Genomic DNA, 26,151 nt, shown 5'->3' on the forward strand with positions numbered 1-26,151 from the left:
AGAAATCCCCGCTAAGTAAGGTAGAAATGGTTACATATAATCAGCAAATAATGTCTTCATAAATGAATTTAAATCGTCAAACTCCGTCGAACTGATGACTTGATTGTTGTTATCTCTCTTATAACAATATGGTGTACTAGGAACTCTATATTTTTGAACGAGCTCCTTTTTAGAAATCGCATGAATAATAAATCTAGAATCATAGTAAGTATCAAGCTCCTTGACTTCCTCTTCCGAAGCTACGATGTAAAGAGCCAAATTGTGATGCCCATTCAGCTTCTCAATACTAGCCTGTTGGATGGCTGTGATGACCTCTATACAATCTTGGCAAGTTAATGATAGGAAAATCGCAATGCTATTCTCGGTATAGTCCTGGTTAGGGAAAACATCCCCGGGTTGGAATGGTTCAATTGATATTTCGCTACCGTGTTGAGCATCCTTAAATAGTTGTTTGAACAAGCCCATTGTTTTCTTCCTCCATTTTTTGACTCTGATATAAACTAAAATATTTACCTCTTAAATTCATAAGCTGATGATGTGTCCCATGTTCTACTATTCTCCCATTATCCATAACAATTATTCGGTCAAAAAGTTTGCATAAATTTAATCGATGTGTGATAAAAATCAGATTTTTATTTCTTTCTTCCCGAATGAACGTATGAATAAATTTGAATTCTGATTCTGGGTCCAATGCGGATGTAGCTTCATCCAAAATCAAATATTCGCAATCTTTATATAATGCTCGAGCTAATGCTACTTTTTGCCACTGACCACCAGAAAGTTGTTTTGACCCCTCGTATTCATATCCTAGTACAGTATTTAAATCAATATCAGGAATAAGATTAGAATAAGTTTTTTGTATAGCGGTGATCTTTCCGATATTTGGTTTATCAGAGAGAGATATATTCTCTCCTAATGTAAAAGGGTATTTCATAAAATCTTGAGTCACCATAGAAAACTTAGAGAAATATGACGTTGAATTCAAAGATCTTATATCTTTCCCATCCAGAAATACTTTTTGCTCTTCGATATCATGTAATCCAGCAATTATTTTTGATAGTGTTGATTTTCCAGATCCATTACTGCCCACAATTGCGAGTTTCTCTCCAGTTTTAATTTTTAGATTGATTCCTTCCAGAGTATTAACGTTTTGGTTAGGATATTGAAAGTTAAGGTTCCTGATGTGGAGGTCTTTTGAGTTATTAAAGATATTATTCTCCTTCTCTATACTCATATTAGAATAATTTCCAAAAAAATCAACTAATTTCTTAGTTGTTATACTATATTGTCTAATTTGTCTGTAATAACTTGCAATTCCATAAAAGGAAGCTTCAATCATCGTAATTGCTGCTAAAAGGGAAATATAATCACCAAATGATATGGTCTTGTTTATTAATGTGAAGATTAAAATCGACTGATTTAAAAGCAATCCTAAGTTAGACTGTATTCCCAGCAAAAGTTTTTTAATGGACTCATGTTTTTTATATTTTAGAGTTTGAATATTTTCTTCTCGATAGGATTTATCCCAATGACTCAGTATAAAAGGCTTAGCAGCAAATATGAGTATCTCTTTAATAGCCAACGGAGTTAAGAGAAGACCTTGAAGTATTGAACGTTTTCTTGAGACTTCTGTTGTTTGCTCGACAAATTGGTATTCTTTTACCGCCAATTTAGATTCATTAAGCAGTTTAGGTAAATTGAGAAGCAACACAACAAACGGAAGAAACCAAATCTTTTGAAATAAAACGACAAAATAAAACGTTATGGAGAATAACAGACTTATGAACTGTAAAAAGGACAGCGTTAAACCGGAAATAGAGTCAAAACCATATTTAGCAATATTAAGTTCATTTTGATATTTCGGTGTTTCAATTTTAGTGATCGTTTGTGGATTAATTTTGTTTAGAAAAATAGTGTCCAGATTAAAGCTCATTTGGATACGTACTTTGTCCTGCATGTACGTATTTATAACTTTCACTAAATTTGTTCCAATGTATACAGAAAAAAGAAGACCCATCCACAATGTAACTTGATGTGTGCTGATTTGATCACTTACTAATGTGTCAGTTAAGTGTTTTGTAGCTTGTATCTGACTCGTAGATAATATCGCAGTGAACAATCCTAATATGAGAATTGTTAAATATAATCGCCAAGAATTACGATGAATTTCTTTGTTAAGTATATTGAACTTCATAATGTTACCTCGATAATTGTTTTCGCAAAGGTTCTATTAAATCCTGGAATGAATTCATATCCTGAACAGAATGCGTCGTTATGATCTTCATATTGCTATCTACTGCGAAACCCACTGGTAAAAACCTCATTTTCAAATATTTATTCATGATATGAGGGGGTACCAAGTAAAATTGGACCCGGTGTTTAAAATGATTAATCAAAACTTCAATACCTGCTGGATCAGAGTCTAGAAGAACTACAATATTCAGTTCCTGATTACCTTTTGTATATTCTTCAATAATTTCTAATGTTTTTTCACATAAATCACAATGAGTACTGGCCAAAAAAAGGATTAAATGATCTTCCATAAGGTCATGTAAATTTGTGTGTTCCGAAAGTGGCATGTCCGGCAAAGAATCATCAATTTTGAGAATATCTAAATCATATTTTTTTAAAAATTCAGGCTTTTCCATCTTACATCGCTCCTATGTTTTTAATATTAACTATAAAGAGAATGTAATTATATTTACATAAATAAACTCTAAATATTTCAATAAAATGTACAATATTGTCATAAATATAGACTTTTTGAGGAATTATGTGGTAATTATTATATACTGATGGATTTTACATATGAAAGCTATGTCGCGATCTGAAGGGCACTTATTTACTCTCCAACATAGTAGAAGGAAAGCTGATAAATAGGATAAAGATGAGAGATATTTAATCCTGAATTTGGGCTTGGGGTTTGTAACAATTAGTCAACTAATTGATAAGCATTAGCCCTACAGATTTTTATCTATTCTTAAACATGTTCAGCTGGAGTACTTTAATTCCTTCAAGCTACATGAAACAACGAAGTTCCGTGTAAATCTATCCTCTAAGAGGATTTGTCGCTTCAGAACAAATCCGTCTAATACAACCAAAGGAGGAATCTCTTTGTCAACACTGATATGGAAAGACTATTCGGTTATGTATACACCAGAAATCAACACAGCACTTTTGGAATCCGGAGAATTCATTATTGTTTCAGATATTCATTCGTTTCTTAGTGTTGATCAGAGTTACATCAGATGCATCGTTCTAGATTCTCCCAGTTTTACAACAACTGATTTTTTATATGTTAGAACAAAAGTAAAACTCGGGATAAACATAATTGTTGTTGATCATGAGTGGGACAAGGAACTACATAATCTATTCAGAAAACAGTGCTATCAATTGAAAAAAAGGAACGCTGTTTTTAATGAATTTACTTCTACTACGTTCTGCTGTGAGGAGATGATAAAAATAAATACCATAAACAGATCAATTACTATCAAAGGAAACACCGAAATTGAAATGACTAAAAAAGAATTCAACCTTTTTTATCTACTTTTTCAGAATAAAGGGCAGCCTGTTAATACAGAAGAAATTATTAAAAGAGTTTGGGCGGGAATGACTTCCGAGGCGAATGTATATATGACTATTCAAAAAATTAGGAATAAGGTCGAGATCAACCCTAAATCCCCCAAATTACTAATCACTAAAAGAGGAGGAGGGTACATGTTCAAAATACCAAAAACAAATTTAGGATAAATTTATAGATTTATACAATTGAATCTTATACATTTAGGATGTCAACAACAGATTAAATGAGAGGAGGTTATCTCATGGCATGTCCTACTGGTTGGACTCGTGTTGGAACATGTACTGACTACTCTTGTAGTACATCTTCATGTGACAATCCTGCTTATGCTGGATTTGTAATCCAATACAAGCATACTTATGATCGTTGCTCTCAAAGCGGAACAACGAAATGCTACTACGTTACTAGTACTTTTGAAGATTGCGAGTGCAGATAATAAAAAATCAAAAAAGAACGCCTGCAAAATACCGCAGGTGTTCTTTAATTACAATTGGAATGAAAAAAGTAAACGATGGATTACTTACAACCGAGAAATGGAGCTTATATGAAAATTCTATTATGGACGGATAATCTAAGTTTCCTAACATATGTACATTCCCTATTCAATGAAGCTTCTATTATTACTATATGTAATAAACATGAGTTAAAAAAAATAAATTTAGATGAAATTGAGAAAATAATTGTTCATTGGTCGGTCGTCAGGAAAGAACATGAACTACAATATCTGATTAACCTATATTTAAAGACTATGGCGGATATTTATCTATACTATGATTCGACTAATTGTACAGAGAAGTCATTTAGTATTCTAGGAAAACTAGGAGTACTTGTGCAAAAAAATGTGTTATCGACTAACGGAGATAGTTATGACACGAAACTGCACCTAGATTTTGAGCGAAAAGCTGTATTAAAAAATGATGAATGTATTTACTTAAGTTCTAGAGAGTATCAGGTTCTTCAATTTCTCATTAATCAATGTAACAGCGTTGTTTATACAACGGAACTCTTAAAATCGGTATGGAATGGTTTCGGTTCTGAAGCTAATGTTTATATGACCATACAAAAAATAAGAAAAAAAATTGAAGAGAATCCTAAAAAACCAGAATATTTATTAACAAGAAGTGGTGGGGGCTACATCTTAAAGATATGAAAAGAAAATGAGACGTGGGAAGGGAAAGTCATGAATTCACCATATAAAAAAATAGAGTATAGACCTTCAGTACTTCAAGCCGGAGAACGACTCCCGAATATTTTTATTCGTGAGAACGGGACCTATCTATATGACTACATTAAAGATGAATATCTAATGATCATACTATTAAGTGTATCCTGCAGATCTTGTGAGAGCGCATTAGAGTCACTCCTTGAATTTAGTAATGAAAATAAAGACCCTAATGTTCTTATTTTAATTGACGCTCCAGAAAAAGATGTTCACCATTTACGAAGCATTTTTAAAGGTTTTCATGTCTATCCGTTTAACTCAGAAGAAATGAAAACTCATCTTCGGACTGGTACGATCCCTTGGTTATACAGCATTGACAAAGAAGGCAGTATCATAAAAAGCTACGTTTGTGGGTCAGATTATTATAATTTAGCTATTCCTCCATACGCTGATTACTCATAATACGTTAATTCTCTTTGTTAACAACGATTATGTACAATTCCCTAGCAAGTCTTCAATAACTTGAAGGCAGGCTAGCTATATATACTTATTGCCATGCTATAAGTTATGACTGATTTGATGTTCCAGTCGAAATGTATAGATGTGTTCACCTTTAATCTGTTTACGGGAGGTCCCATTATGGGAGTAACATCTACTGTTATAGACTACTTCTTTTCTTTTATTTTTCTCATCTCTTTTTATTTCAAAGCAAGAAATATGTTTAACTTTTCTTACGAAATAAGGAGTTATAATGTTGTTCCGCCTTCTATGGCTAAGTTGAGTGCTGCTGCTGTAGTCACGTTAGAATTTCTATTAGCCATATTTTATGCATTCCATGTTCTACATGTGTATAAAGAGGGTATTACAATTGGTTTATTCTTGTTTTTTACAATCGTAACTTACAGAAAAAAACGCGAAAAAGGAGAAGAATCATGTAACTGTTTTGGAAAAGTGCGTTTTTTAAATAAGAACCCTATTGTACGGAACATATCTTTTATCGTTCTCTCAATAATTCAACTATGGTTATCAAATCCGCAAAGAGACACTAGCCAATCTATATATTTGTTATTGGCATTCAGTATTTGTATTGTAATTTTTGATATTTGGGATAATCTAAACAAATTAAAGAAACTGAGGCCAGTCATATGAATATCCTGATAATCGTTATTGTTCTTATGATATTAATACTGTCTTTAGCCTTGATAAATTCCAAATTAAAAGTCGTTGAAAAAACACTATTGCTAAAATGCCTTTCTCAGCTTGGCTTAAGTAAGAATACTTCCTATAGTTTCATTTTTTTAAATTACAAAGCTCAAGACTTTCAAAGTATCGAAGAAAAGTTGATACAAGGAACTTTTCAAAACACCATCGTTATATTTATTGGACCCCCGTGGCTTTATAAAATGAAACAAAAAAGGTTAAATCACATTACTTTAATTAATGCTTCTGAAGTTATCGCGGATCCTTCAATTTATAAAACGAATGTCGCATACATTCTAAATGGTAAACAATTGAAAGTCATTGAAAATGCAAACACTTACGTCTAAAAGTTTTAGATCTTATTTATTTTCTAAATCTATATTTAAATTACAATAGAAATATCCCGAAAACATTACTTTAAATTACAATAATGTATCGTAATTCAATTAATGATGGGATAGTGATTATCTTATTCTAAAGGAGGAAATTAAATGGCTGGATGTCCAAGTGGTTGGACTTACGTAGGGAAATGTAATCAAAACAGGACTTGTGAGGACGGGTGTGATATTTGGGGAATCGGTTACGTACATAATTATGACCGATGCAAGAATTCATCCGGAACCACTAATTGTTTTTATGTTAGTTCCGATTATGAAGGCTGTGACTGTAAACATCCTTAAGTTAGTTAACAACCTCATTGCGACGATTGTTATCTAAGTTGGGAGGGAATTCTTTCCATCAACTGCTTTAATTAAATTTCGCTTTTTACTAGTCAAGTTCTTTTCCTAAATAAAGAAAAGAACTTGTCTTTCCATCTAGGTTACCGTATATGGAACTCGTCTTGATAAATCATTAGTTTTCAAAATTTAGCTTATATCAGAAAGGATAAAAAAATGAAAAGAAAAAAAATAGCTGTTGCTCTTACTGTTCTAAGTTCTGTCATTGTTTTTTCAAGTTTTGCATCCGCAGATACATTTAAAAAGTCACGTAATGAGGCAAGATATTCTGCATGGTATGATTCTTCTGTGAGTACATATGGATATACCAGTTCTATTGATGCGGGTAGACAGAGTTGGAACGGTATATCATCCAAGGTTAATATAGGTAAAACCACCGATAAAACCGCTAACAGCACTGATGAAGTTTATGTTGGCACCTCTAAAACTGCAGATCTTCTTGGACAGGCAATGCCATATACAGTTTCTTGGCCCAAAAATTTTCTAACTCCACCTGATTTATATGATTGGGATTATTCAGTGGTATCGTTTTATCATAATAATATATCGACTCGCAATATGAATACACCTAATCTTCGTAAACATATTGCTGCACACGAATTTGGCCACGCGTTAGGTTTGGCTCATACAACAGGTAGTAATGCATCTAAATCTATTATGAAAGACTATAGCAATGAGTCGGAGACTATGTTTGAACCACAGACTTATGATAAGAGTGAATTAAAACGAAAGTATGGTAATTAATTCAATTAAAATTGGGAGGTTTTATAGGTGTTAACATTAAATAAAAAAAGATGGATTACAGCTATAGCTATAGTACTAGGATTGCTTACAGCTTATTATTTTTTTGTATTTAATAGCTACAAGGCCGGGATCATTGATGTCAGTGCAAGTTATGTTTCATATGACAATGCAAATAGTCTAGTAGATTCTGCTGAATTGGTTATCGTTGCTAGTCCTATTGCTGATTTTGATGATCGAGAGCATGATATTACCACCTACTTATCAGGTGCCGTTGAAGACTTCTCAACCAAGACAGAGTTAAAAGTGCAAAATGTACTTAAGGGAGACCTTAATGAAGAATTTTTATCTGTCATTGAACCAATATCATATGTTCAAAATTTAGATGGAAAGCAAAAGATCACTCGTGAAGGTTATGTGGAGATGCAAAAGGATCATGAGTACCTTATTGCTTTAAAGAAAAATAGTTTCGGTGAATATAGTGTTATCAATATGACCAATGGTGTATTTGATTTGAATACTCCTGAAACGAACTCCAGTTCTTTCACAAGTCATAATGCAGCATCTGATTCGTTTTCGATTGAAGAGGGACACGAGCATAACTTAAAACATGAGGAAATGAGAAGCGATCTACTTAATATGTTTAACTTGTAATCATAAGCATGTAATTAGTTAAATTTGAAGGATGTCATCTCATTTAATTTTCAAAGTTATTACTGAAATCCGCTATAGAACAAAGTATAACAACTGGCATTCGTGTAGGATAAGTTGTTATATTTTGTTTTTTTCTATAAAAACATCTTCAATTCATTCCCTTCAACTATGTGATATTTCGAGAGGAGAATTCGATAAGTATGGATAATGTCCTTGAATGTATACAAAAATACTTTAACCAAATCAACAACTTTGAATTTCCACCAAGCTGGAATTCTCATCAAAACGAATTAAAAAAGATAATAGGAGTATCAGAATTTTTTGATGAAAATTTTAATAGAAGCTTAATTTTTGGTGCAGGAAACCTGTATGATCTTCCAATTCACGATATTTTAGAAAACTATAAGACAACCGATTTATTGGATATTGATGTCTCGACTATAGAAAAAGCACTAAAGAAAATTAATGAGGACCCTAGTAGGAGAATTAATATTATCACGAAAGATATCGTCAACTATCCAGAGGAAATTTCGCAATTAGAATCGCCAGCATTCGTTGAGAATGTTAAAGAAGTCAAAGAACTACTAGATCGGCTTTTAACTGCAGACTTGTGTTCCGTTAGAGACTTTCAATTCAGCTATTCATTAGTAATCTCCTCGACAGTTTCAAGTCAGTTAATACTTCCTATTTCTAGTATTATAGATCATTCTATAAACGATGAACTGATTGTTCTAACCAAAAAGCTAGGCGATACACTTGCTGAGAAGCATGTTACGCAAGTATGGGACTTACTCGAGAAAGGAGGCATAGGAATAATTACTTCAGAGCAATATGCATGGGGTTCGATAAATAATAGCCCATTGCCACTTACTAAAGCGATAAATGCCCCAACACAAATGCTAGATGCAGGTATTCAAAATCAAATCGAATTAATTCAAGGTGGGTTAGTCATTAATGGACGGGTGACACCTAAAATTATCTCAGATTACATACCTCATAATAATATTCTTAATGAATCCCAATGGATTTGGCAATTTGATAATGAATTATTTTATTTAGTAAAATCATGGGTATTCATAAAAGAATAACGCGTATTAAATGAATTAATAAAGATAAAAACTATTACTATCAACCTCAAACGAGACTTCGAAATCTTAACTTGAGAATACTCCAGTGTACTTAAATAGCATGGGGAGAGGGGAATATCTCCTTAACCATGTTCTTTGGGTTGAGCCACCAATGACTAAAGAATGATTTGGAAAGAATTATAAGATAATACTATGCAAGACGAGGCGCTTGGAGAATTGGAAGATGTCATACTTCCCCTTCTTGAGAAATTAAATTGATGACCTAAATCATTTCTAGGACAAGTATTCTGAAGATATAAAATCGACTTGGGAGGTTTTAATGGCTAAGTATTTAATATTAGATGATGAGAATGAGATGATAGTGGGAACATGCGAAGGTATCATTGGACTCTCAGGAGAATGCCAAATAAGTGATGAACATTTGTCTCTGTACAAATTAAAATTAGAAGGATTCATAATAGATCCATCATTTAAAGCGCAATGTATTAAAACTAGATGTAGTATCACCAACATCCATTTAGGTATTTTAGATGGAGAAAGAGATGTAATGGGTTACTACTATTTCTCCATGAATATCCCCTTATACTTCCATAAAAGCGGGAAAATTAATCAGCAAAGTGAGCTAGAACTCACCGGCACATTTTTGACAAAAGCCTCTAAAGAAGCCTTAGCAATCTGGGAGATGTGGAGAGAGGTGCGTCCGGCAGCCAGGAACCTTTGGTCAACTCTCACAGAAATACAAAAAGAAGGATGGTTAGAAGTCACACGTCTATCATTTAAATTGAATCAAGAAGATAAAAGATATGAGGTCTACTCTTTTGATGCTACTTACGTAGTGGATGTAACTTCGTTCTTTTGTGCTTTAGGAGAAGCGATCAACGGTCCCGGGGGATACTTCGGTTTCGATTTATTGAGTTTGGAGGATTGTCTTTATGGGGGCTTCGGACCAATACCACCATTTACAATCAATTTGAAAAATGTAACTGATTTCTTTAGAAAGGATACGTCTTTTCTTAGACACTTAAATGAAGTAATCGCAAATAGCAAGATAAGATTAGTGATTGACTAATGTAAAGACCTTGAGAGTTTTGCCCCTCAAGGTCTTTCTTTTATCATCAGTTATCGTTCTCTATATGTGAGCAAGATCTCATTATACATGAATATAAAATATTAACCCAGCACATAAAGAACATTCGTTCGGATTACAATATGTACAAACTTACGTTCTTAAAAGTACAGAAGTGATTTCAGTGTGGACTAAGCAGCGAACCATTATGCCTCATTGATAGATGAACTTTCATTCTTAAGTCGAAAAGGAAAAATGCCCCAATACAAACATAGACCTCTCGCCATCGCAGGCGATCCAGCAAGACGTTCTGGATTTATTCTTGCCGCTGGTCCATTAGCCAAAGCGAAGAGTGTATCTACTCAGGACCACTCTGGCAGTCGCTTCAGAAGTGCCCAGAACTAATCCTTGTCACCTTACTTAACGCTTTTCACATTGGATTCAGGATCCGGAACAATTGATTAAACAAATGCAACGGAGATAATAATTTCGGCTGCTTTCAGTTTAAAATGCTAAGGATTTAAGTATTGCATCTAGCTGATCATTTATGTGCGACACACTTAACTTTACTCGGTTTTCAAATTGAGCTTGGGTCAGTATGCCTTTACCATTGTACTGGTCGCGAATCGTCTTTACTATATCTGCTTTCTCTTTGGCAATGTCCTTCAATTGCATGTTAGTGCCTTGCTTGATTTCCTTGATGTTTAAGCTACAAGTCTTCTTAGCGGATGCAAGTTGTTTCTTGAATTCATTAAGTTGAGCTTTGGCTCCCGCTAGGGTTTGTTTAGATGCCTTGTTCTTTACTAACGTGCTGTACTTAGTCGAAGATGATTTAACTACCTGGGTTAGAGTTGCCACATCAGGGCACAAATTAGTGTTAGTGATTTTCACTTTGGTCAGTTCTTTTTTGATAGCGGCTACTTGGGACTTGTAATCCTCAAAGTAAATTTGATCGACATCTGCTGCTGACATACTTGCTGCAAAAGCTTGGGCAGGCAAGGCGATTACAAAAAGAAGAATTAGTACTAAAGACCTTTTCATGATCATTCCCTCGTTTCAAATATAGTGCTTTAATCATAAGGTTAATTATTCCAAATTTCAATGGTTTTGAACATGAATTAATAAAGACATAGTTGATGAATATATGCCTCAATTCCCAAGTAATCATTGGATTTTGATCGTATCTGAGCTGATACTGCAGAGCTTTACAGAATTTTAGCAATGATATTCAGGACGTGCCCGAAAGTTGTGAGACAATCGATCTGGGGGCCGTTTGCACTAGAGAGAGTTACCTGAATCGTCTTACGTGATGGGTGGCATCATCGGAATAAGCAGAACAATCCAATGGAGTTGTGGTTAATGAGGTGGAGACATTGAATGTCCTTGTCAAATGCAAAAAAGAGAGGATTTTTCTGAATGCTATTAATTCTTTAGCTGATAAACCAGAATCTTTTTCAACGTCAGAAATGTAATTGGGTGTGTTTAGGTGGTCTGGAGGTAGATAAACACAAAATATACGCTTCAAACTTTAAGATGAAATCTGTCCTATGTTGACTACTTGGACAGGCACCCAGAAGAAAATTGCATTAGAGATGTACAAATTGAAACAAAGGCTAAAGGAACATCATTTAAAATCATAGATGAAAAAAGGTCTGAGCTGAGTTTAACGGTAGATTAATCGGTAAAGTGAGAGTAGATGTAACCTTAATGCTTACTGAACATATGATCGTTAATATTACTGAATTGCGCATTTGATGAACTGGAGGGCTGCTCTAGTCATTATCTCTCTAAATGAATTGGAAGAGTCAGCCGATTTTTTACAGAATGTTTTACTTTTAGTGGACAGTACAAGCGCTTATATGAGTTCGAAAAGTGTTTAACCCTATAAAGGACAGATTCATGATGAGTTCAGCTTGAAAATCTAGAGATTACTTCAATTGATAAAAAATCAGACATCAAATTGATAATTAATACTTGAAAATGGTATCTATATATTTAATTATCAGATATTGTATGTTATGATTCTTAGGAAAAAAGTACCAATGTTAACGTTTGGATAGTGAACAATAAACATGTTTGTTAGTTCTTTGGTATTGCTTTTCCGTATAATAAGTAATATAAAAAGTGCGGCGTTGAACCAACTGCAATAATAGAGGAGGTTAAAAATTTATTATAAAAACGAATTAGATTTTATGAAAAAACAACTAATGTATTAGAAAGTATTTTGGTCTCACTAGATGTAATTCAAAAGATTCTAAGTGCTTAATGTACATACAATTTTGAGCGTGGAATGCTTGACCAAAGCAAGATTAAGAGGAAGGTAACATTTAATCACAACTGTTAGCAATAATCTATGATAAAGAGGTTTAATATTCGTCTACTGCTAAGAGTCGATAAACAGATTACGTGCATTTCATTAATATCATTTATAGAGTTTGCTGTAGCCTTGAAATTGAAAACACACATTAAGTATAAAGAAATCAAACTCATTTTGTGGGGGAAATCGCTCTTCATTTTCTTTATGTTGTATTAGAAGTGTATGTCAGCGAATGGACAAACTTGGTAGTTAGATACCGAAATTTGAAAACTTATAGTTTGGAAGTAAATAATTAAATCTAATCATGAAACTTAGAAAGGTTGTATTAATAATGATCTATTTGTTTAGGAAACTAGTTAGCAAGACCTTTATGGGATTACTCTGCTTGGGAATTGCAAGTTTATTCCTTTTTTCTTCTAATCCTATATCTGCCACAGAAGGAACATATACTCGATTAACTGCAGGAACTCAAGAAATTACTATTGGACTCAATACCGAATATAGCACTTATCTTTCAGCACTCGGGGATTTTGGAGTCGACAAGTCAATTAATTCTCTTGCCAGTTGTACAATTAAAGACAGTAGTGTAGCTGTTGTAGTCAACGACTGCCAAGTTTATTCCGTTTCACTTGGAAGCACTTCACTACATATAGAATATCAAGGGCTGACTCTAAACATCCCAGTGAATGTCATAGAAAAGTATAGAATTATAACAGATACACCAAATGTAGAGCAGTCCAATCTAGATGTTTATGCAGGCTTAGATCTATCGAGTATCTCAAAACAAAGAGAAGAAGTGCTGAAGGAACTCAATCAATACCGTTCCTTTGCAAAGTTGCAGCCTCTTACTATCAATGAAAATCTGAATAAAGGTGCACAAGCTCATGCAAATTATCTAAAAGCAACAGGAACAACCGGCCATATTGAGAATCCGGCACATCCTTTGTTCTCAGGTACTTTTCCTTCTATGAGAGTACAGTCTTTTGGTTATCCCAACATCAATGTAAGTGAGGTAGTCAGTCCGATGAAATCTGATCCGATTGAATCTCTGAATAGTTTAATTGCAGCTCCGTTACACCGAATTATTTTACTAGGTCCAGGATCTGACGAAACGGGTATAGGATTGAGCACAAATCATTTGGTTATTACACCAGGAACAAAGAGGACAGGTGAGAAACTAATCGATCGTAGTGTCGTTTTGTTTCCAGCTGAAGGTCAGCAAAATGTTCCTTTATCATGGGTAGCCATAGAATCCCCCAATCCTCTGGATTACTATCAAAAAGAAGGCGAGCAAGTTGGTTATCCAATTTCCATTAGTACGAGTTATTCAAATAAAATGAAATACAACTCAGCAACACTTACAGATTCCAAAGGTCAATCAGTTGACTTTTACCTTGTAGATAGTGAGCATGGTGGAGTAGAAGAGGCTATACTGCTTATTCCTAAACAGCCATTGAAACCAAATGAAAAATATACTGTCCAGATTGATTTCGGCCAAACCAAGCAGTCTAGCGAAGTTTATGGTATACCTCCTCACGAGGTCACTAAAACGTGGAGTTTTACTACTCGTAATGAAACAGCGCACAGCTTGACATTAAATAAATCGAACTTATCTCTTAATGAGGGTCAATCGATCAATCTACCTAAGGTCTTCTTAACAACAGAACAAGGAACTATTAGGGACGTAAGTTCAGAATCTCAATATAAGTCTGATTCAAGTCATGTTATCATTCAAAACGGTAATTTGGTAGGTGACTCTGCCGGAACTGCAAAAGTTGTAGTTAGTTATGAGGGTAAAATAGTAAGCTTCACCGTTGATGTATTACCAACAGTTAAAAATACATTTAGCGACATGACGTCACATTGGGCTAATGATGCTGTGAATTGGGGTAAAAAGCTCGAGATTATGGGTGGCTATGCAGACAATACCTTCAAACCCAATAGGCTAGTTAGTGAAGAGGAATTTCTGAAGATGTTATTTAAGCTGTATGAGAAAGAAATTCCCATGGAAATTCGCAATCGTGCTATAACTAAAACAAAATGGTCCATAGGGTCATGGAGTGATCCATACTATAACTATGCTCTTTCATATAATCTTGATTTAGATAAAAGCGCATTAAAGAAAGCAGTTCGTCAAAAGCCATTAACAAGATATGAAGTTGCATCACTTATTGCAGGTCTGAATGGTAAGAATTATAGCAATGCTCAGGATGCCGTACGTTTTCTCTTAGATATGGGGTACTCGACAGGGAAAACAGCTTCAACCATAAATGGGTATCAAGGTAATGACTCTTTGACTCGAGCGGAAGCAGTCCAGTTTCTTCGCAATTTGGTCCAAGAAGGTATGAATAGTATTCAAGGTAGACCAGAAAAAGTTAGCCCATTTATTAAGCAAGACCGTTTTATCAAAGCCAAATACAATGAAGATACAACACTTAACGTTAGCGGCAGATTTCAAGAATACGCTAATCAGACAACAAAAGTTACTATAGGTGCTCTCTTACCAAAATCAAAAGTAATCCAAGAATATTTGGTGACGTTTGATCATGAAGGTTACTTTACAATCCCAACTTCAAAGGTAATTGATCAAGATGGCTTACCAATTGATGAGTTAATTATTGATTTGCCGATTCGAGAGGATTTGAGCTACCAAACCAAAGTAAACTATGTATCTACATTTTATAATGTATATCGATAGTTTTTTCAAAATCAATCTTTTAGTAATGCTAAATATATGTCTATATAGAAGAAGCATGGGCGTCATTAGAGAGTAGGGTGTCCTTTCAGCATGAAGCTGCTGCATGATATTTAGAATGATGATGTTCGTTGGAACTAATAATTAGGGGAATATCCTATCCTTACATGCGTTTTAAATGCTTTTTGGATTAACACTGTTCGGTTTGAGTAGAGGATGGAAATTGTCTATCCTCTTTTTTATTGATTGTAAGAAGAAATATTTATTGTTTTTTGGCTTTGTTCTAAGTTTTGTAGTTATGTTATGGCTTAATAAATGGACACAGAACTCTGGAAATAGGTGTTTTAGGAGGGGAACTTATGCAGGCGTGAAACAGAAGTTAAGTGCGCTCACTTTTGAGATAAAACGAATAAAAATACTGCAATACAAATGCATGCTTAGCAATTTATGCGATTAAATCACATTCTTCTCAGATTAAGGTGTTAGTATCCCGATATATTAATTAATAAGTTTTTCATTAAGAAAGGGCGGAAAATGCTTGAAAGAAATTTGGTTTGTGACAAGCAGTGCAGATAAATTTAATGAACTTAACGAGATTGTTCAGAGCTACCCTAGTAAAGAAAAGCCAGTTTTTAGATTTCATTCAGTTGAAACTAGCGAAATTCAAACAGAGGATATGGAAAAATTAATTAAGTTTAAAGCGTTAGAGGCTTTTAAAAAGATCAAGCGTCCTTTATTGGTAGAACATACAAGCTTACATTTAAGAGACTGGGGAGATTTGCCTGGAGGCTTGACACAAATTATCTGGAGTAAATTAGATGAAGAAAAATTTATCAAACTAGTAGGTACTGATCGAAAAATAACCGCTCGGACTTATCTTGGCTACATCGATGGAAAGAAGATACATACCTATGTGGGAGAGATAAAAGGAAATCTAGCAAAAGAAGCACGTGGAGATAATGGTTTTGGCTGGGATAGGGTGTTCATTCCGAAGAAACGCAGAGAAACTCTTGCCGAACTGTCTTCTGAGGAAAAAAATAATATTTCTATGCGAAAAAAAGCTGTAAAGAGATTCATGAGGGACTTGCAGTCTAAAGGAGAGATTTGAGTATGAGTGACGGTTTTATCTATAAGCTTGCACGAAGTATCCAAAAGGGAGATACGATTTTATTCGCAGGAGCGGGAGTGTCTCGTAATCTTTCACTTCCGTCTTATGGAGAATTAATTGATCAATTAGGTATGGAGCTAGGCTTTGATCCAGAAATTTTTTGGAATCTAGGCAATGATGATTACTTGTCTTTAGCAGAATATTATGTTCTAGAAAAGGGCTCATTGGCTCCGCTTCTAGAAAAATTCCAAAGTAAATGGATAGTCAGTACGGATATGATTAAATCCTCTGAGGTTCATAAACTGTTGGTACAGCTGAATTTCCCAATCATTTATACGACGAATTATGATAACGGATTAGAAATGGCCTTTGAAGAATACGCCCCTAATATTCATTATCACAAAATTGCGGATGTACAGGATATCGCGAATAGCAGCGGATGTGACACACAAATCATTAAGTTTCATGGCGATATGGAAACTAAAGATGAATCGAGCATCGTTCTTACCGAATCAAGTTTCTTTGAGCGGTTAGATTTCGAATCTCCTTTGGATATTAAGTTTCGTTCAGACATACTAGGGAAATCTATACTTTTCCTCGGCTACAGTCTGAGCGACATTAATCTCCGGGTGCTACTTTATAAGCTGAACCAAATTTGGAAAACTTTCAATTCCTCTAGTGTTCGTCCTCCTGTATATATGTTTTTGACATGCCCTAATCCAATTCAGGAGCGTATTTTGCATGCTCGAGGCATCACTCCGATTATATCGAGTGAACCGGACCCGCGAAAGGGTACTGTTGCATTCTTAAAGACTCTTGTTGAACGGACTGGGAAGCTGAATTCGCCGTGCTGAACATAAATAAATTGAATATGGAAGGGGAAATAAAAATGAGTTCACAAGCAAATACATCAGAGAACCAAGACAAAGTAATTATCGGAGCTAGAGCACTCGGTGATCAGATCTATAAGATTATGCCGACTTACGATCTTTTACTAGAGCAATTGAACGAAATTAGCTTATCTGCTGTCAAGCAGTTAGATAGTCAGATATTTTTTTCATCGGAAAAAATTGGGGGAAATTGCAGCAAGCAACAAGAGCAAATGTCTCGGGACAAGAACATTGTTCCATTCAATGTCGCTAATATAGCGGCTTTTTTGTTTTAAGGAACCAAGTTCTTGTCCCAAGCTAAGGACAAGAACTTGGTTCCTTTGCCGAAAAGGACAAGAACATTGTGTCATTTCGGATTAGATTGTTATCTAAATCTTATCATGACAGAACTAATGTGACGAGCTAAACTCAGTTCCATTGCTGAAAAAAATGGGAACATGGTATCAATATCGATTAGAATATTTTATTTGTTTAATTAAGCTAACGGGCAGGATAACGTGGGTGGTGAAAAAGAAGGAGGAACGTTGTAGCCATGTGAATATCTGCCTACGATGCAACAGATAATTATAATATCACGATGATGGCATCAGATCCCTTGTTGAATTAAGGTAATTGCCCCCTGTTGACACAAAGATATCACCGTGATATATTTAGCGGGCTAACTATTGCTGCTTGACTGGCTGAGGAGATGTATTAATGACAGATACAGTGGACTGTGATATTCGTCAGTCGTTAGATAGAGTTTCTTCCCAAATGCGTCGAGATTATAGCGAATCATTGAGGGAACTTAACCTTTATGTAGGTCAAGATAATTTGCTTTCTCGTTTGTGGTTAGGCGATGGGGTAACACAAATGCAACTCTGTGAACATTTAAAATGCGAACCACCTACGGTAACCAATATGGTTAAATCATTGGAGCAAAACGGATTTATTTATCGTAAACGTGATGAACATGATGCAAGGGTTATGCGGATTTTTCTAACAGACAAAGGCAGAGAATTAGAGAAACCGGTTGAATCCAAATGGAGAGAGCAGCAAGAAAAATTACTGCAGTCAATTTCACCGGAAGATCGCTTAATTTTAAGGGAACTTATGAAGCGAATGGAGAGAAACCTGTTCTAAGTTTTCTCTATGTTATATTTAGCATGCTAAATAATTATTTAGTAACCTAAATATTAAGAGATTTATTCAGAAACTGAAAGAAAAAGTAAAAGCAGCAGGACGTTCACCTACTAATTTACTTATAGCACGAACTATACATCCAATTTTAGGGAGAACAGATTTGATGCCATTAGAAAATTCAATGAATTAGAAAGTTTATGCCCCGTTACTATAGATTGCCTAAGTCTCAATTTTTCGGCTCAGCTGGACAAGTAGCAGAGATGATTGAAGAGTGGTATAACCTAGGAGCAATGGATCTAATGTTGTTCAGACAAGAACATCTTGAAGGCCTCCATGACTTTATTGAATATGTTGTTCCTATCCTACAAGAAAAGGGGATTTTCCGTAAAGAATATGAATCAATTACTTTACGTGGCAATTTGGGTTTAACTTATCGAGATAATAGATATTCTATCTGATTAAGGAGAGCCTGGAACTGAAGTGGAATAAATTATACTTTGATTGAACAGAGGAGTGGTGTTACCAATGAAAATTGAGGATATTATCCTTACTTGTATAAAGGAACACCAAGGAATAAGCGCAAAGAAGATTGTTTCATGTTTGGATTCAAAAACAAACAATTTAAAAGTAACAGAAGAAACGAATTCGCAAGCTTCTATTTTTAAACAATTAAGGACTTTGAAGAAAAAAGGGAACCTTCATAATAGAGGTGATCGCTGGTACTTAATGAATGGCAATATAGGATAATTGCCATTTCGAAGGGAGGTAGCAAATTGGTTCAAGTGGAAATTAATAGGAGTATTTCTGAGGGTAAAATCATGTCTTACCGTTCTGAGGGTCATGCGAATTATGACGTACATGGCAAGGACATTGTTTGTGCTGGTGTATCGGCTGTAACAATTGGAACGGTTAACTCAATAGAAGCATTGTTGAAAATTGTGCCAGAACACACAATATATGAAGGCTTTTTGAAAGTAGACATACCTGAACGAATTGAGCCAAAAACTTTTGAGCAGGTACAGCTTTTGTTGGAATCAATGGTCGTAATGTTAAAATCTATCCAAGAATCTTACGGTGAATTTTTAACTATTAAAGAAACTATAAAATAATTTTATTGATTTTACAGGAGGAAGACATGTTGTTTTTCAATTCTCTAACATATCGTTATTTAACGATATGTTAGAGAATTAATATGATTGCGATATTTGAAGGGAGATTATTATGAAAAAAAAACACATGACTATCGGAGTTGCTATGTCAGATTTCTATGGATATCATCCAAATACATGGCGTTCTGAGGAAACAGACCCATTAGCTTACATTAATATTGATGAACAAATTAAATATGCAAAAATTGCTGAAAATGGTGGGCTTGACTATATTTTTATGCCGGACAGAGTTTTTTTACATCTTGGTTTTACCGGTATTGTTAATTTTCCGATCGATCCTATTGTCCAATTATCGGCAATTGCCGCTCACACAAAACATATCGGATTGATTCCAACATTATCTACTTCCTTTAATGAACCTTACACGATAGCTCGACAGCTTCGTGCATTAGATCTAATCAGCAAAGGGAGAGTGGGATGGCAAGTCGTTCCTAGTTTTGAACCTGATGCATTTGCCAATTATGGCCAAAGTGTACCTAATAGTAAAGATAAATATGAACGTCTTCATGAGGTGGTTCAGATTACACAAGCATTATGGGGAAGTTGGAAGAAAGAAGCAGGTGAGCCTAATCAGGAGACTGGCGTGTTCTTAAAATATGAGTATATCCAGCCAATTAATTTACAAGGGAAATATGTAGGGGCTCGTGGTCCTTTGCAGGCACCTCCTTCACCACAAGGGCAACCGATTTTGGTAATGCCAGCAGCTAGTAATTCAGGAATTCAGCCAGCTGGTATGTATGCCGATGCAATCATTGGAATGCCAAATACGATTGAAGAGTCTGTTCGTTTACGAGAAATTTTTCGTTCAGCAGCGCAAGATGCGGGGAGAAATGCGGATGAAATTAAATTTATGTCCTTTTTCACATTTGGACTAGGAAAGACGCGCCGGGAGGCACTAGACCGGAGACGCGCAATGGAAAATCCAGAAGATTTGCCAGAACGATTGAGACATCTCTCAATGCTCTTAGGTGTCCCACTTTCTGAATCAGCTGTAGACGAACCATTAAAGTCTATTCAACTCCGCGCGCTACAACAGAATCCCCACGTTAATAAATCAACTCAAGCGATTCGACTCGCTAAAGAGGGTTATTCACCGCTAGATATTATTGCTCACGGTGTTCTAGATAATACGCCTGGTGTGGTGGGGACTGCTGAAGATGTAGCAGATTATTTACAAGAATGGTTTGAAGCAGGCGCAGCCGATAGTTTTGTTATAGTTGCCGATCGACTTAGTGACGCTTTATCCGACTTTGTAAATCAAGTTATTCCTGTTTTACAAGAACGTGGCTTGCGTCCAGAAAACTACATGGGTAACACACTCCGAGAAAATATGAATCTAGATTATCAGCTAGGCGTTGACCCACGTATTTTAAATGAATCAGATCAGATCAAATGATTAGGAAATATAAGATTAAAGATTGTAGATAGTTATAGAACGTTTGACTCGTTATTGTCTATTTATTTTTGAGTCATATTAGCAAGGAGATACCATATAAAAATAAATTAGGGGGATTTATTTATGTCTGAAAAAAAACAAATGTTGCTTGGTTTAGGATTTACAGGGGCATACGGTGCAAATGCTAAAGCTTGGAGAAGTGAGGGTGTCAATGTGACTACTTATCCAGATATTAATGCAGATATTCGCTATGCTCAACTTGCTGAAAAAGGTAAATTTCAATTTATATTTGTAGGTGATTTCCCTGGAGCAATACCCAATGATAACAGGGAGGTGCCATCGATGACGCTTGAACCTATCATTACTGCCACTGCAATATTACAACAAACAAAACACATTGGTGTGGCGTCAACTGTACATACTCAGTGGAATAATCCTTTTACTTTAGCACGTCAATTTAAAGGGATAGATTTAATGAGTGGTGGACGTATTGCTTGGAATGCTGTTACGGGATCAAGTCCAAAGGTAGCAGAAAACTTTGGTGTAAAACTAATGGATAGTAGATCACGTTATGAACGTCATTATGAGTTCGTAGAAACTGTACAGCACTTATGGGCAACATGGGGAGTAGATGCTCTAAAAGCTGATAAAGAAACCGGTGTATTTGCGGATTATAGCCAAGTAAAACCTGTTTATATATCTGGTAAACATATACAGGCAAATGGAGCCTTGCCAATTCCACCTTCACCACAAGGACAACCGGTCATCTTTCACTCTGGTGGATCTCCAAATAGTATTGCGTTTGCAGGACGCTATGCGAGTGCAATGATTGGTGAAGTGTGGACGATAGAACAAGGTATTGCTACAAGGAATGCACTACGCCAGGCTGCGATAGACGCGGGTCGAAATCCAGATGAGATTAAATTTATCGCAGGACTCATGCCGGTTGTTGCTAATTCTAAACGTGAAGCAATAGATCGTCACGCAAGTTTTATGGATGAAAATATAGTACAACAACGTGCATTTCATATCGGAATGATATTAGGAATCAGCTTCACTCCTGAAGATTTAGAACGCCCGATCGCACCAGAACTTTTAGACAAGGTAAAAATCGAACGTTACTCTGATCCTCGTGCTGAGAATGTTTTAAAGGTGGCGCGTGAAGGTTGGACATTACGCGATATCATTTATCATTCTGTGATTGATTACCATCCTGCAACATTAGGTGATGCAAAAGAAACTGCGGATCACCTAACTGAATGGTTTGAAAGTGGCGCAGCAGATGGCTTTTGGATACTACCAGATGCTTATGAAACCGACTTAAAACGTTTTGTAGAAGAAGTGGTCCCTATCTTACAGGAACGTGGTGTATTCCATGAAGATTATGATGGAGAGACATTAAGAGAAAATCTTGGTGTGCCCTATCAATATGGTGTAGATAAACGATTATCTTAATAGAAGTAATATAGAGCACAGGCTGATAATGGCCTGTGCTTCTTTATGAGCGTAAAAAACCAGGTCTTAAGAAAGCACGTAAATCAAATATTGTCGAGGGACAAGAACATATTCCCATTGAAGTCGCTAATTTAGTGTCTTTTTTATTTTATCGGTACAAGTTCTTGTCCCAAGCCAAGGACAAGAACTTGTACCGATTGCCGGAATTGACAAGAACTTAGTCCGATTACCGATTAGATGAATATCTAAATATTGAGCAAATAAGCATTAAACCGCTTTATGTACCATAATAAATGAAAATGCTCACCTTTAATTTCAAAATGTAAAAAGAATTTGACACAAAAGCTCAGGTGTTTTACCATTGGAAATGTAAAAAGTTTTTTACATTTTACGAAAGGTGATAACTTATTGAAGAATAAAATTAGGGATATTAGAAAAAAGTTGAAGTTATCTCAAGAGGACCTTGCTATAAGATGTGGCGTTACAAGGCAAACCATTAATGCTATTGAGAATGACAAATACGACCCCACATTAGCCTTGGCCTTTAAATTATCCATGCACCTAAATATTACAGTTGACCAATTATTTATTTTCGGGGAGGACCAAAAATGAAATTACAAAGAGCTGATGAAATGGAGAAATTCCAAAATGATAAATCTGCTAAAAATACTTACATATTCTTCACTTTAGCGTTGTTGGTTTGGTCATTAATAAACTTATTCTCAAAAGGTAAGACGGGCTGGGAGTTTACCATTTTGCTGATAGGGAATGCAATATTCTTTTGGTCAAGAGTCTTCTACAAAAGAAAAATGAGATAAGTTGGCTGATCATCAATTGAACTAATGTCGAGGGACAAGAACATGTTCCTATTGCCAGGTTAGTTTAAGATTAGTCACAGAGAATTGAACCCTTAAAAGAGAGAAACTCTTATAGAGCTCCTTACAGTGGATGAGAAAGGTACTTGTTTGGGGAAGTAGTAAAAGTCTCATCCACCTTATCGAAGGACCTGGAAAGGGTTTGATCGTCTATTCATAAGCAGCTTCCGTGCCCCATGATTGATAACAATTCGGATGCCGCTTTTGGGTTCTGATCAAGCCATATATGGACTAGTCTGCCGGATGTTAATGAAATGACAATTGAAGAATAATGCCGAATATATCTTCTTGAGACAAGTTAACCGTATAAAGGAAAAGAGATACTTGTGTCAAGAGATTGTGAATATATTCCTGTTGTGATCGTGTACTACTTTTTCATAATTTAAATTACTAATGGCATATATTTATCTAAATATTCACTTAATTTATCCATGAATTGAGTCATTTTCTCTGGTTGCCATCCTAGGTTGTGCCCTGATTTCTCAAATTCGATAAAATCATATAAAACATTATTTTTTTGCAATGCTTCTAGTAAATGTTCTGCTTCTGCAAATGGTACAATACGATCAACTTTCCCGTGTGCAAATAATATGGGTACGGAGTCCTTATTAACTAATAGTGCTGGCGAAACAGGAGTTATCTTATTTTTAATGTCATCTTCATCTTTTAACTTGTCTTTAGATACTCCTACACCAACAAAGTTATTAAAAAAATCAATTGCTGCTTCTGAACCTTCTTTGGATTCAAACTCTGTAGTAACGCCAAATCCTCTTGGATCTGCTAAAGTGGGTCCTGCAGCTTGAAAAGTAAACACTACTGGTACGGGGGATTCTTTTGCATCTCTAAAAGCATAAATCATGGATAACATTGAACCTGCTGATCCACCACCAATTGTCATTTTGTTTATATGATAACCAAGTCCTTCTGCTTTTTCTACTGCTGCTTTTACTCCTCTCTTAATTTCCGTGGACATATTATAAACTGTTGAATTAGGATCATCCTTACTATTTACAGTATAATTAATTCCTGCAGCTACATATCCTTTAGAAGTTGCCCACTTAAGTATTGGAGCATCCCCTTCTTTATCTCCACCTGTAAATCCTCCACCATGAATATAAACAACTAATCCATAAGCATTTTTGGAGCTATCAGCAGGTAAATATAGATCAAACTTTTGTGATGCTCCATCTCCATAGTTATAATCTTTTTGAATAGTACCAACTGTATCGTCCCACTTGATTTTTGAAACCCCACCATCTCCAGTTGTAAATTTTGTAATTACCGGGGCAAAAATTATAGCAGATGTTATAAAAACAGTCACATAAACTAATCCCCAAATTAATTTTCCTTTCTTCATTAGAAAAACTTCCCTCCTACAATTAGATTAATTACTGAACTATAAATAAACCATCCTGTGAAAGCACCAAGTACTATCAAAATCAGTAATATTATTATTCTCTTTTTCATTATTCTCACATTACTCCTTTTCTTTAAATTACATTTGATAGACGTAATAGAACTAGGCGGCAAGTGTGTTTCTCTTGCCGCCTGGATATACACGGAATGATACGTTAAAATTTTTAAAATAAAGTGCAGAGTATTCGACTCTTCGAGGATAAATTAAATAGACGAACAATAGCATTTATAAATCAGTTATTTGAATCTATAGGCATGTATTTTGTAAGGTATTCTTCGATTTTTTCATGATAGATCACAGCCTGTTTATTGTCGTTTTGCAAACCATGACCGGAATGAGGGAACACGATAAATTCATGTGGAATATTGTATTGCTCTAATTTACTCACCAAACGCTCTGCTGACTTAAATGGTGCAATTTTATCATGTGCTCCATAAGCCATCACAACCGGAGGAGAATTTTCGCCGACCCACATATCAGCTGAAATGGGCTTGACGGCGTCATAATAAGTGTGGTTTTCGATCATATCAACCGTAATTTTTTGCCCTGACATGACACTAAACAAATTGGCTGCGTTATCTTCATTTTGATCCAATCCGTAATTTGTCCAGTCTTTGTGATAGAAGCTTGCCGGTCCGACTCCTTCAAAGATGAGATTTACGGGCACAGGAGATGTATCTGCATCCCGAAGTCCATAAATTAAGGCAAGAGTTCCTCCGGCAGAACCGCCGGACACTGCCATTTTATCAATGTGATATCCGAGTTTCATTGCTTCCGCCACAACATCCGGAATTGCTTCTTTGATCTCCATTGACTGCGAATATACACTTGAATCAGGATTCTCGTCTGTGAAAAGCGTATAATTGATCCCGGCAGCGACATAGCCTTTAGAGCTCAACCATTTCAGCATTCCTTCATCATATTGTTTATCTCCGCTAGTAAAACCACCGGGATGAAGATAAACAACAAGACCATAGTTCTCTTTGGCGGTGTCTGCCGGTACGTACAGGTCAAATTTATTTGCTTCCTTATCACCATAGGAAATATCCGTATATATCGTTCCTACCGAGTCGTTCCACTCCACTTTCGTGGCACCATGTAAAGGATCGTAACTAGTCTTAATAAAAACGGAGAGAGCAGCTGAAACAATAAAGGCACCGATACACAACAAAACGAATTTCCAAGTGCCTTTCTTTTTGTTTATTTTTTGGATCATAGAATGTTACCTCCAAACATTGTTCCTCCAAGCAAAAGATTCAGCGCAAATCGAAACATCAATCTTCCGAAAACTGCAGCTATAATAATCACCAGCACTAATATGATTATTCTTTTTGTTGTGAAAAACTTTTGTTTTTCAATGATTTGGTCTGACATAATTATTCCTCCTACCTTGACATTCAGAATTAACAAATGTATTATCCGATGGAACAAATGTATCACCGGCGTATCGGATAATCAATAGATATGAAATAATGGCAC

The 26,151-nt window shown here is 35.4% G+C and carries 29 protein-coding genes; 22 read left to right on the forward strand and 7 right to left on the reverse strand.

The features are described from left to right. Positions 1-30: 30 nt before the first annotated feature. From MHB82_RS31180 to MHB82_RS31190, 3 genes are read right to left on the reverse strand one after another with little or no spacing between them, the layout of a single operon-like run. The gene (locus tag MHB82_RS31180) at positions 31-465 is read right to left on the reverse strand and encodes a hypothetical protein (RefSeq protein WP_341176972.1); all 435 of its coding nucleotides are present in this window, start codon (positions 463-465) and stop codon (positions 31-33) included. Next, positions 440-2,194 (reverse strand): ABC transporter ATP-binding protein, encoded by a 1,755-nt coding sequence (locus tag MHB82_RS31185; RefSeq protein ID WP_341176973.1) that lies wholly within the window; start codon positions 2,192-2,194, stop codon positions 440-442. Before MHB82_RS31185 ends, MHB82_RS31180 begins: the two co-directional genes overlap by 26 nt. Positions 2,195-2,198: 4 nt before the next feature. Next, positions 2,199-2,648, reverse strand: coding sequence for a hypothetical protein (locus MHB82_RS31190; RefSeq protein WP_341176974.1), 450 nt, complete (start codon positions 2,646-2,648; stop codon positions 2,199-2,201). 466 nt (positions 2,649-3,114) lie between these two features. Between MHB82_RS31190 and MHB82_RS31195 the strand changes: the two genes are divergently transcribed. The 9 genes from MHB82_RS31195 (at position 3,115) to MHB82_RS31235 (ending at position 10,231) form a co-directional block, all read left to right on the forward strand. Continuing rightward, entirely contained in the window at positions 3,115-3,750 is a 636-nt protein-coding gene (locus tag MHB82_RS31195; RefSeq protein ID WP_341176975.1) for a winged helix-turn-helix domain-containing protein, read from the forward strand. Between the two features lie 341 nt (positions 3,751-4,091). Further along, entirely contained in the window at positions 4,092-4,730 is a 639-nt protein-coding gene (locus tag MHB82_RS31200) for a winged helix-turn-helix domain-containing protein (RefSeq protein WP_341176976.1), read from the forward strand. 30 nt (positions 4,731-4,760) lie between these two features. Beyond that, positions 4,761-5,204, forward strand: coding sequence for a hypothetical protein (locus tag MHB82_RS31205; protein ID WP_341176977.1), 444 nt, complete (start codon positions 4,761-4,763; stop codon positions 5,202-5,204). Between the two features lie 177 nt (positions 5,205-5,381). After that, the gene (locus MHB82_RS31210; protein WP_341176978.1) at positions 5,382-5,891 is read left to right on the forward strand and encodes a MauE/DoxX family redox-associated membrane protein; all 510 of its coding nucleotides are present in this window, start codon (positions 5,382-5,384) and stop codon (positions 5,889-5,891) included. A gap of 26 nt (positions 5,892-5,917) precedes the next feature. Further along, complete coding sequence (locus MHB82_RS31215; RefSeq protein WP_341176979.1) at positions 5,918-6,289, forward strand: hypothetical protein; 372 nt, start codon at positions 5,918-5,920, stop codon at positions 6,287-6,289. 546 nt (positions 6,290-6,835) lie between these two features. Continuing rightward, a complete protein-coding gene (locus tag MHB82_RS31220) occupies positions 6,836-7,423 on the forward strand; it encodes a matrixin family metalloprotease (protein ID WP_341176980.1) in 588 nt (195 codons plus the stop codon). 27 nt (positions 7,424-7,450) lie between these two features. Then, positions 7,451-8,074: a hypothetical protein gene (locus tag MHB82_RS31225; RefSeq protein WP_341176981.1), complete on the forward strand. Its 624-nt coding sequence runs from the start codon at positions 7,451-7,453 to the stop codon at positions 8,072-8,074. 200 nt (positions 8,075-8,274) lie between these two features. Further along, positions 8,275-9,162 (forward strand): hypothetical protein, encoded by an 888-nt coding sequence (locus MHB82_RS31230; RefSeq protein WP_341176982.1) that lies wholly within the window; start codon positions 8,275-8,277, stop codon positions 9,160-9,162. 319 nt (positions 9,163-9,481) lie between these two features. Next, on the forward strand, positions 9,482-10,231 hold the full coding sequence (locus tag MHB82_RS31235) for a ribonuclease inhibitor (protein WP_341176983.1): 750 nt from the start codon (positions 9,482-9,484) through the stop codon (positions 10,229-10,231). Positions 10,232-10,732: 501 nt separating this feature from the next. Here the strand turns inward: MHB82_RS31235 and MHB82_RS31240 are convergent. Further along, positions 10,733-11,269 (reverse strand): hypothetical protein, encoded by a 537-nt coding sequence (locus tag MHB82_RS31240; protein ID WP_341176984.1) that lies wholly within the window; start codon positions 11,267-11,269, stop codon positions 10,733-10,735. 1,580 nt (positions 11,270-12,849) lie between these two features. Here MHB82_RS31240 and MHB82_RS31245 point away from each other — a divergent pair. From MHB82_RS31245 to MHB82_RS31300, 13 genes are all read left to right on the forward strand, one after another. Continuing rightward, on the forward strand, positions 12,850-15,243 hold the full coding sequence (locus MHB82_RS31245; protein ID WP_341176985.1) for an S-layer homology domain-containing protein: 2,394 nt from the start codon (positions 12,850-12,852) through the stop codon (positions 15,241-15,243). A gap of 535 nt (positions 15,244-15,778) precedes the next feature. Next, the gene (locus tag MHB82_RS31250) at positions 15,779-16,348 is read left to right on the forward strand and encodes a non-canonical purine NTP pyrophosphatase (RefSeq protein WP_341176986.1); all 570 of its coding nucleotides are present in this window, start codon (positions 15,779-15,781) and stop codon (positions 16,346-16,348) included. A 2-nt stretch (positions 16,349-16,350) separates the two neighbouring features. After that, the gene (locus MHB82_RS31255) at positions 16,351-17,202 is read left to right on the forward strand and encodes an SIR2 family protein (protein WP_341176987.1); all 852 of its coding nucleotides are present in this window, start codon (positions 16,351-16,353) and stop codon (positions 17,200-17,202) included. A 35-nt stretch (positions 17,203-17,237) separates the two neighbouring features. Beyond that, the gene (locus MHB82_RS31260; protein WP_341176988.1) at positions 17,238-17,513 is read left to right on the forward strand and encodes a hypothetical protein; all 276 of its coding nucleotides are present in this window, start codon (positions 17,238-17,240) and stop codon (positions 17,511-17,513) included. A gap of 421 nt (positions 17,514-17,934) precedes the next feature. After that, positions 17,935-18,360, forward strand: a complete 426-nt coding sequence (locus MHB82_RS31265) for a MarR family winged helix-turn-helix transcriptional regulator (protein WP_341176989.1) — start codon at positions 17,935-17,937, stop codon at positions 18,358-18,360. Positions 18,361-18,575: 215 nt separating this feature from the next. Beyond that, complete coding sequence (locus MHB82_RS31270; RefSeq protein WP_341176990.1) at positions 18,576-18,818, forward strand: hypothetical protein; 243 nt, start codon at positions 18,576-18,578, stop codon at positions 18,816-18,818. A 67-nt stretch (positions 18,819-18,885) separates the two neighbouring features. Then, entirely contained in the window at positions 18,886-19,107 is a 222-nt protein-coding gene (locus MHB82_RS31275; protein WP_341176991.1) for a hypothetical protein, read from the forward strand. Between the two features lie 35 nt (positions 19,108-19,142). After that, positions 19,143-19,469, forward strand: coding sequence for a ribosomal-processing cysteine protease Prp (locus MHB82_RS31280; protein WP_341177134.1), 327 nt, complete (start codon positions 19,143-19,145; stop codon positions 19,467-19,469). A gap of 4 nt (positions 19,470-19,473) precedes the next feature. Continuing rightward, complete coding sequence (locus MHB82_RS32150; protein ID WP_445671294.1) at positions 19,474-19,551, forward strand: hypothetical protein; 78 nt, start codon at positions 19,474-19,476, stop codon at positions 19,549-19,551. A gap of 30 nt (positions 19,552-19,581) precedes the next feature. Beyond that, positions 19,582-20,925 carry an NtaA/DmoA family FMN-dependent monooxygenase gene (locus MHB82_RS31285; RefSeq protein WP_341176992.1) on the forward strand — a complete coding sequence of 448 codons (1,344 nt, stop codon included), beginning with the start codon at positions 19,582-19,584 and terminating at the stop codon, positions 20,923-20,925. Between the two features lie 123 nt (positions 20,926-21,048). After that, positions 21,049-22,380, forward strand: a complete 1,332-nt coding sequence (locus MHB82_RS31290; protein ID WP_341176993.1) for an NtaA/DmoA family FMN-dependent monooxygenase — start codon at positions 21,049-21,051, stop codon at positions 22,378-22,380. Positions 22,381-22,788: 408 nt separating this feature from the next. Next, entirely contained in the window at positions 22,789-22,992 is a 204-nt protein-coding gene (locus MHB82_RS31295) for a helix-turn-helix transcriptional regulator (RefSeq protein WP_341176994.1), read from the forward strand. Next, positions 22,989-23,198 carry a hypothetical protein gene (locus MHB82_RS31300; RefSeq protein ID WP_341176995.1) on the forward strand — a complete coding sequence of 70 codons (210 nt, stop codon included), beginning with the start codon at positions 22,989-22,991 and terminating at the stop codon, positions 23,196-23,198. The genes MHB82_RS31295 and MHB82_RS31300 overlap by 4 nt, the downstream gene beginning before the upstream one ends. A 439-nt stretch (positions 23,199-23,637) precedes the next feature. On the opposite strand, the gene MHB82_RS31305 is transcribed toward MHB82_RS31300, so the two are convergent. The 3 genes from MHB82_RS31305 to MHB82_RS31315 form a co-directional block, all read right to left on the reverse strand. Then, positions 23,638-24,612: an alpha/beta hydrolase family protein gene (locus MHB82_RS31305; protein ID WP_341176996.1), complete on the reverse strand. Its 975-nt coding sequence runs from the start codon at positions 24,610-24,612 to the stop codon at positions 23,638-23,640. A gap of 292 nt (positions 24,613-24,904) precedes the next feature. Beyond that, positions 24,905-25,888: an alpha/beta hydrolase gene (locus MHB82_RS31310; RefSeq protein ID WP_341176997.1), complete on the reverse strand. Its 984-nt coding sequence runs from the start codon at positions 25,886-25,888 to the stop codon at positions 24,905-24,907. Further along, on the reverse strand, positions 25,885-26,046 hold the full coding sequence (locus MHB82_RS31315) for a hypothetical protein (RefSeq protein ID WP_336783223.1): 162 nt from the start codon (positions 26,044-26,046) through the stop codon (positions 25,885-25,887). The genes MHB82_RS31310 and MHB82_RS31315 overlap by 4 nt, the downstream gene beginning before the upstream one ends. Positions 26,047-26,151: the final 105 nt, after the last annotated feature.

It is taken from the genome of Paenibacillus sp. FSL K6-2862 (genome assembly GCF_038005125.1).
GTDB lineage: Bacteria > Bacillota > Bacilli > Paenibacillales > Paenibacillaceae > Paenibacillus > Paenibacillus illinoisensis_A.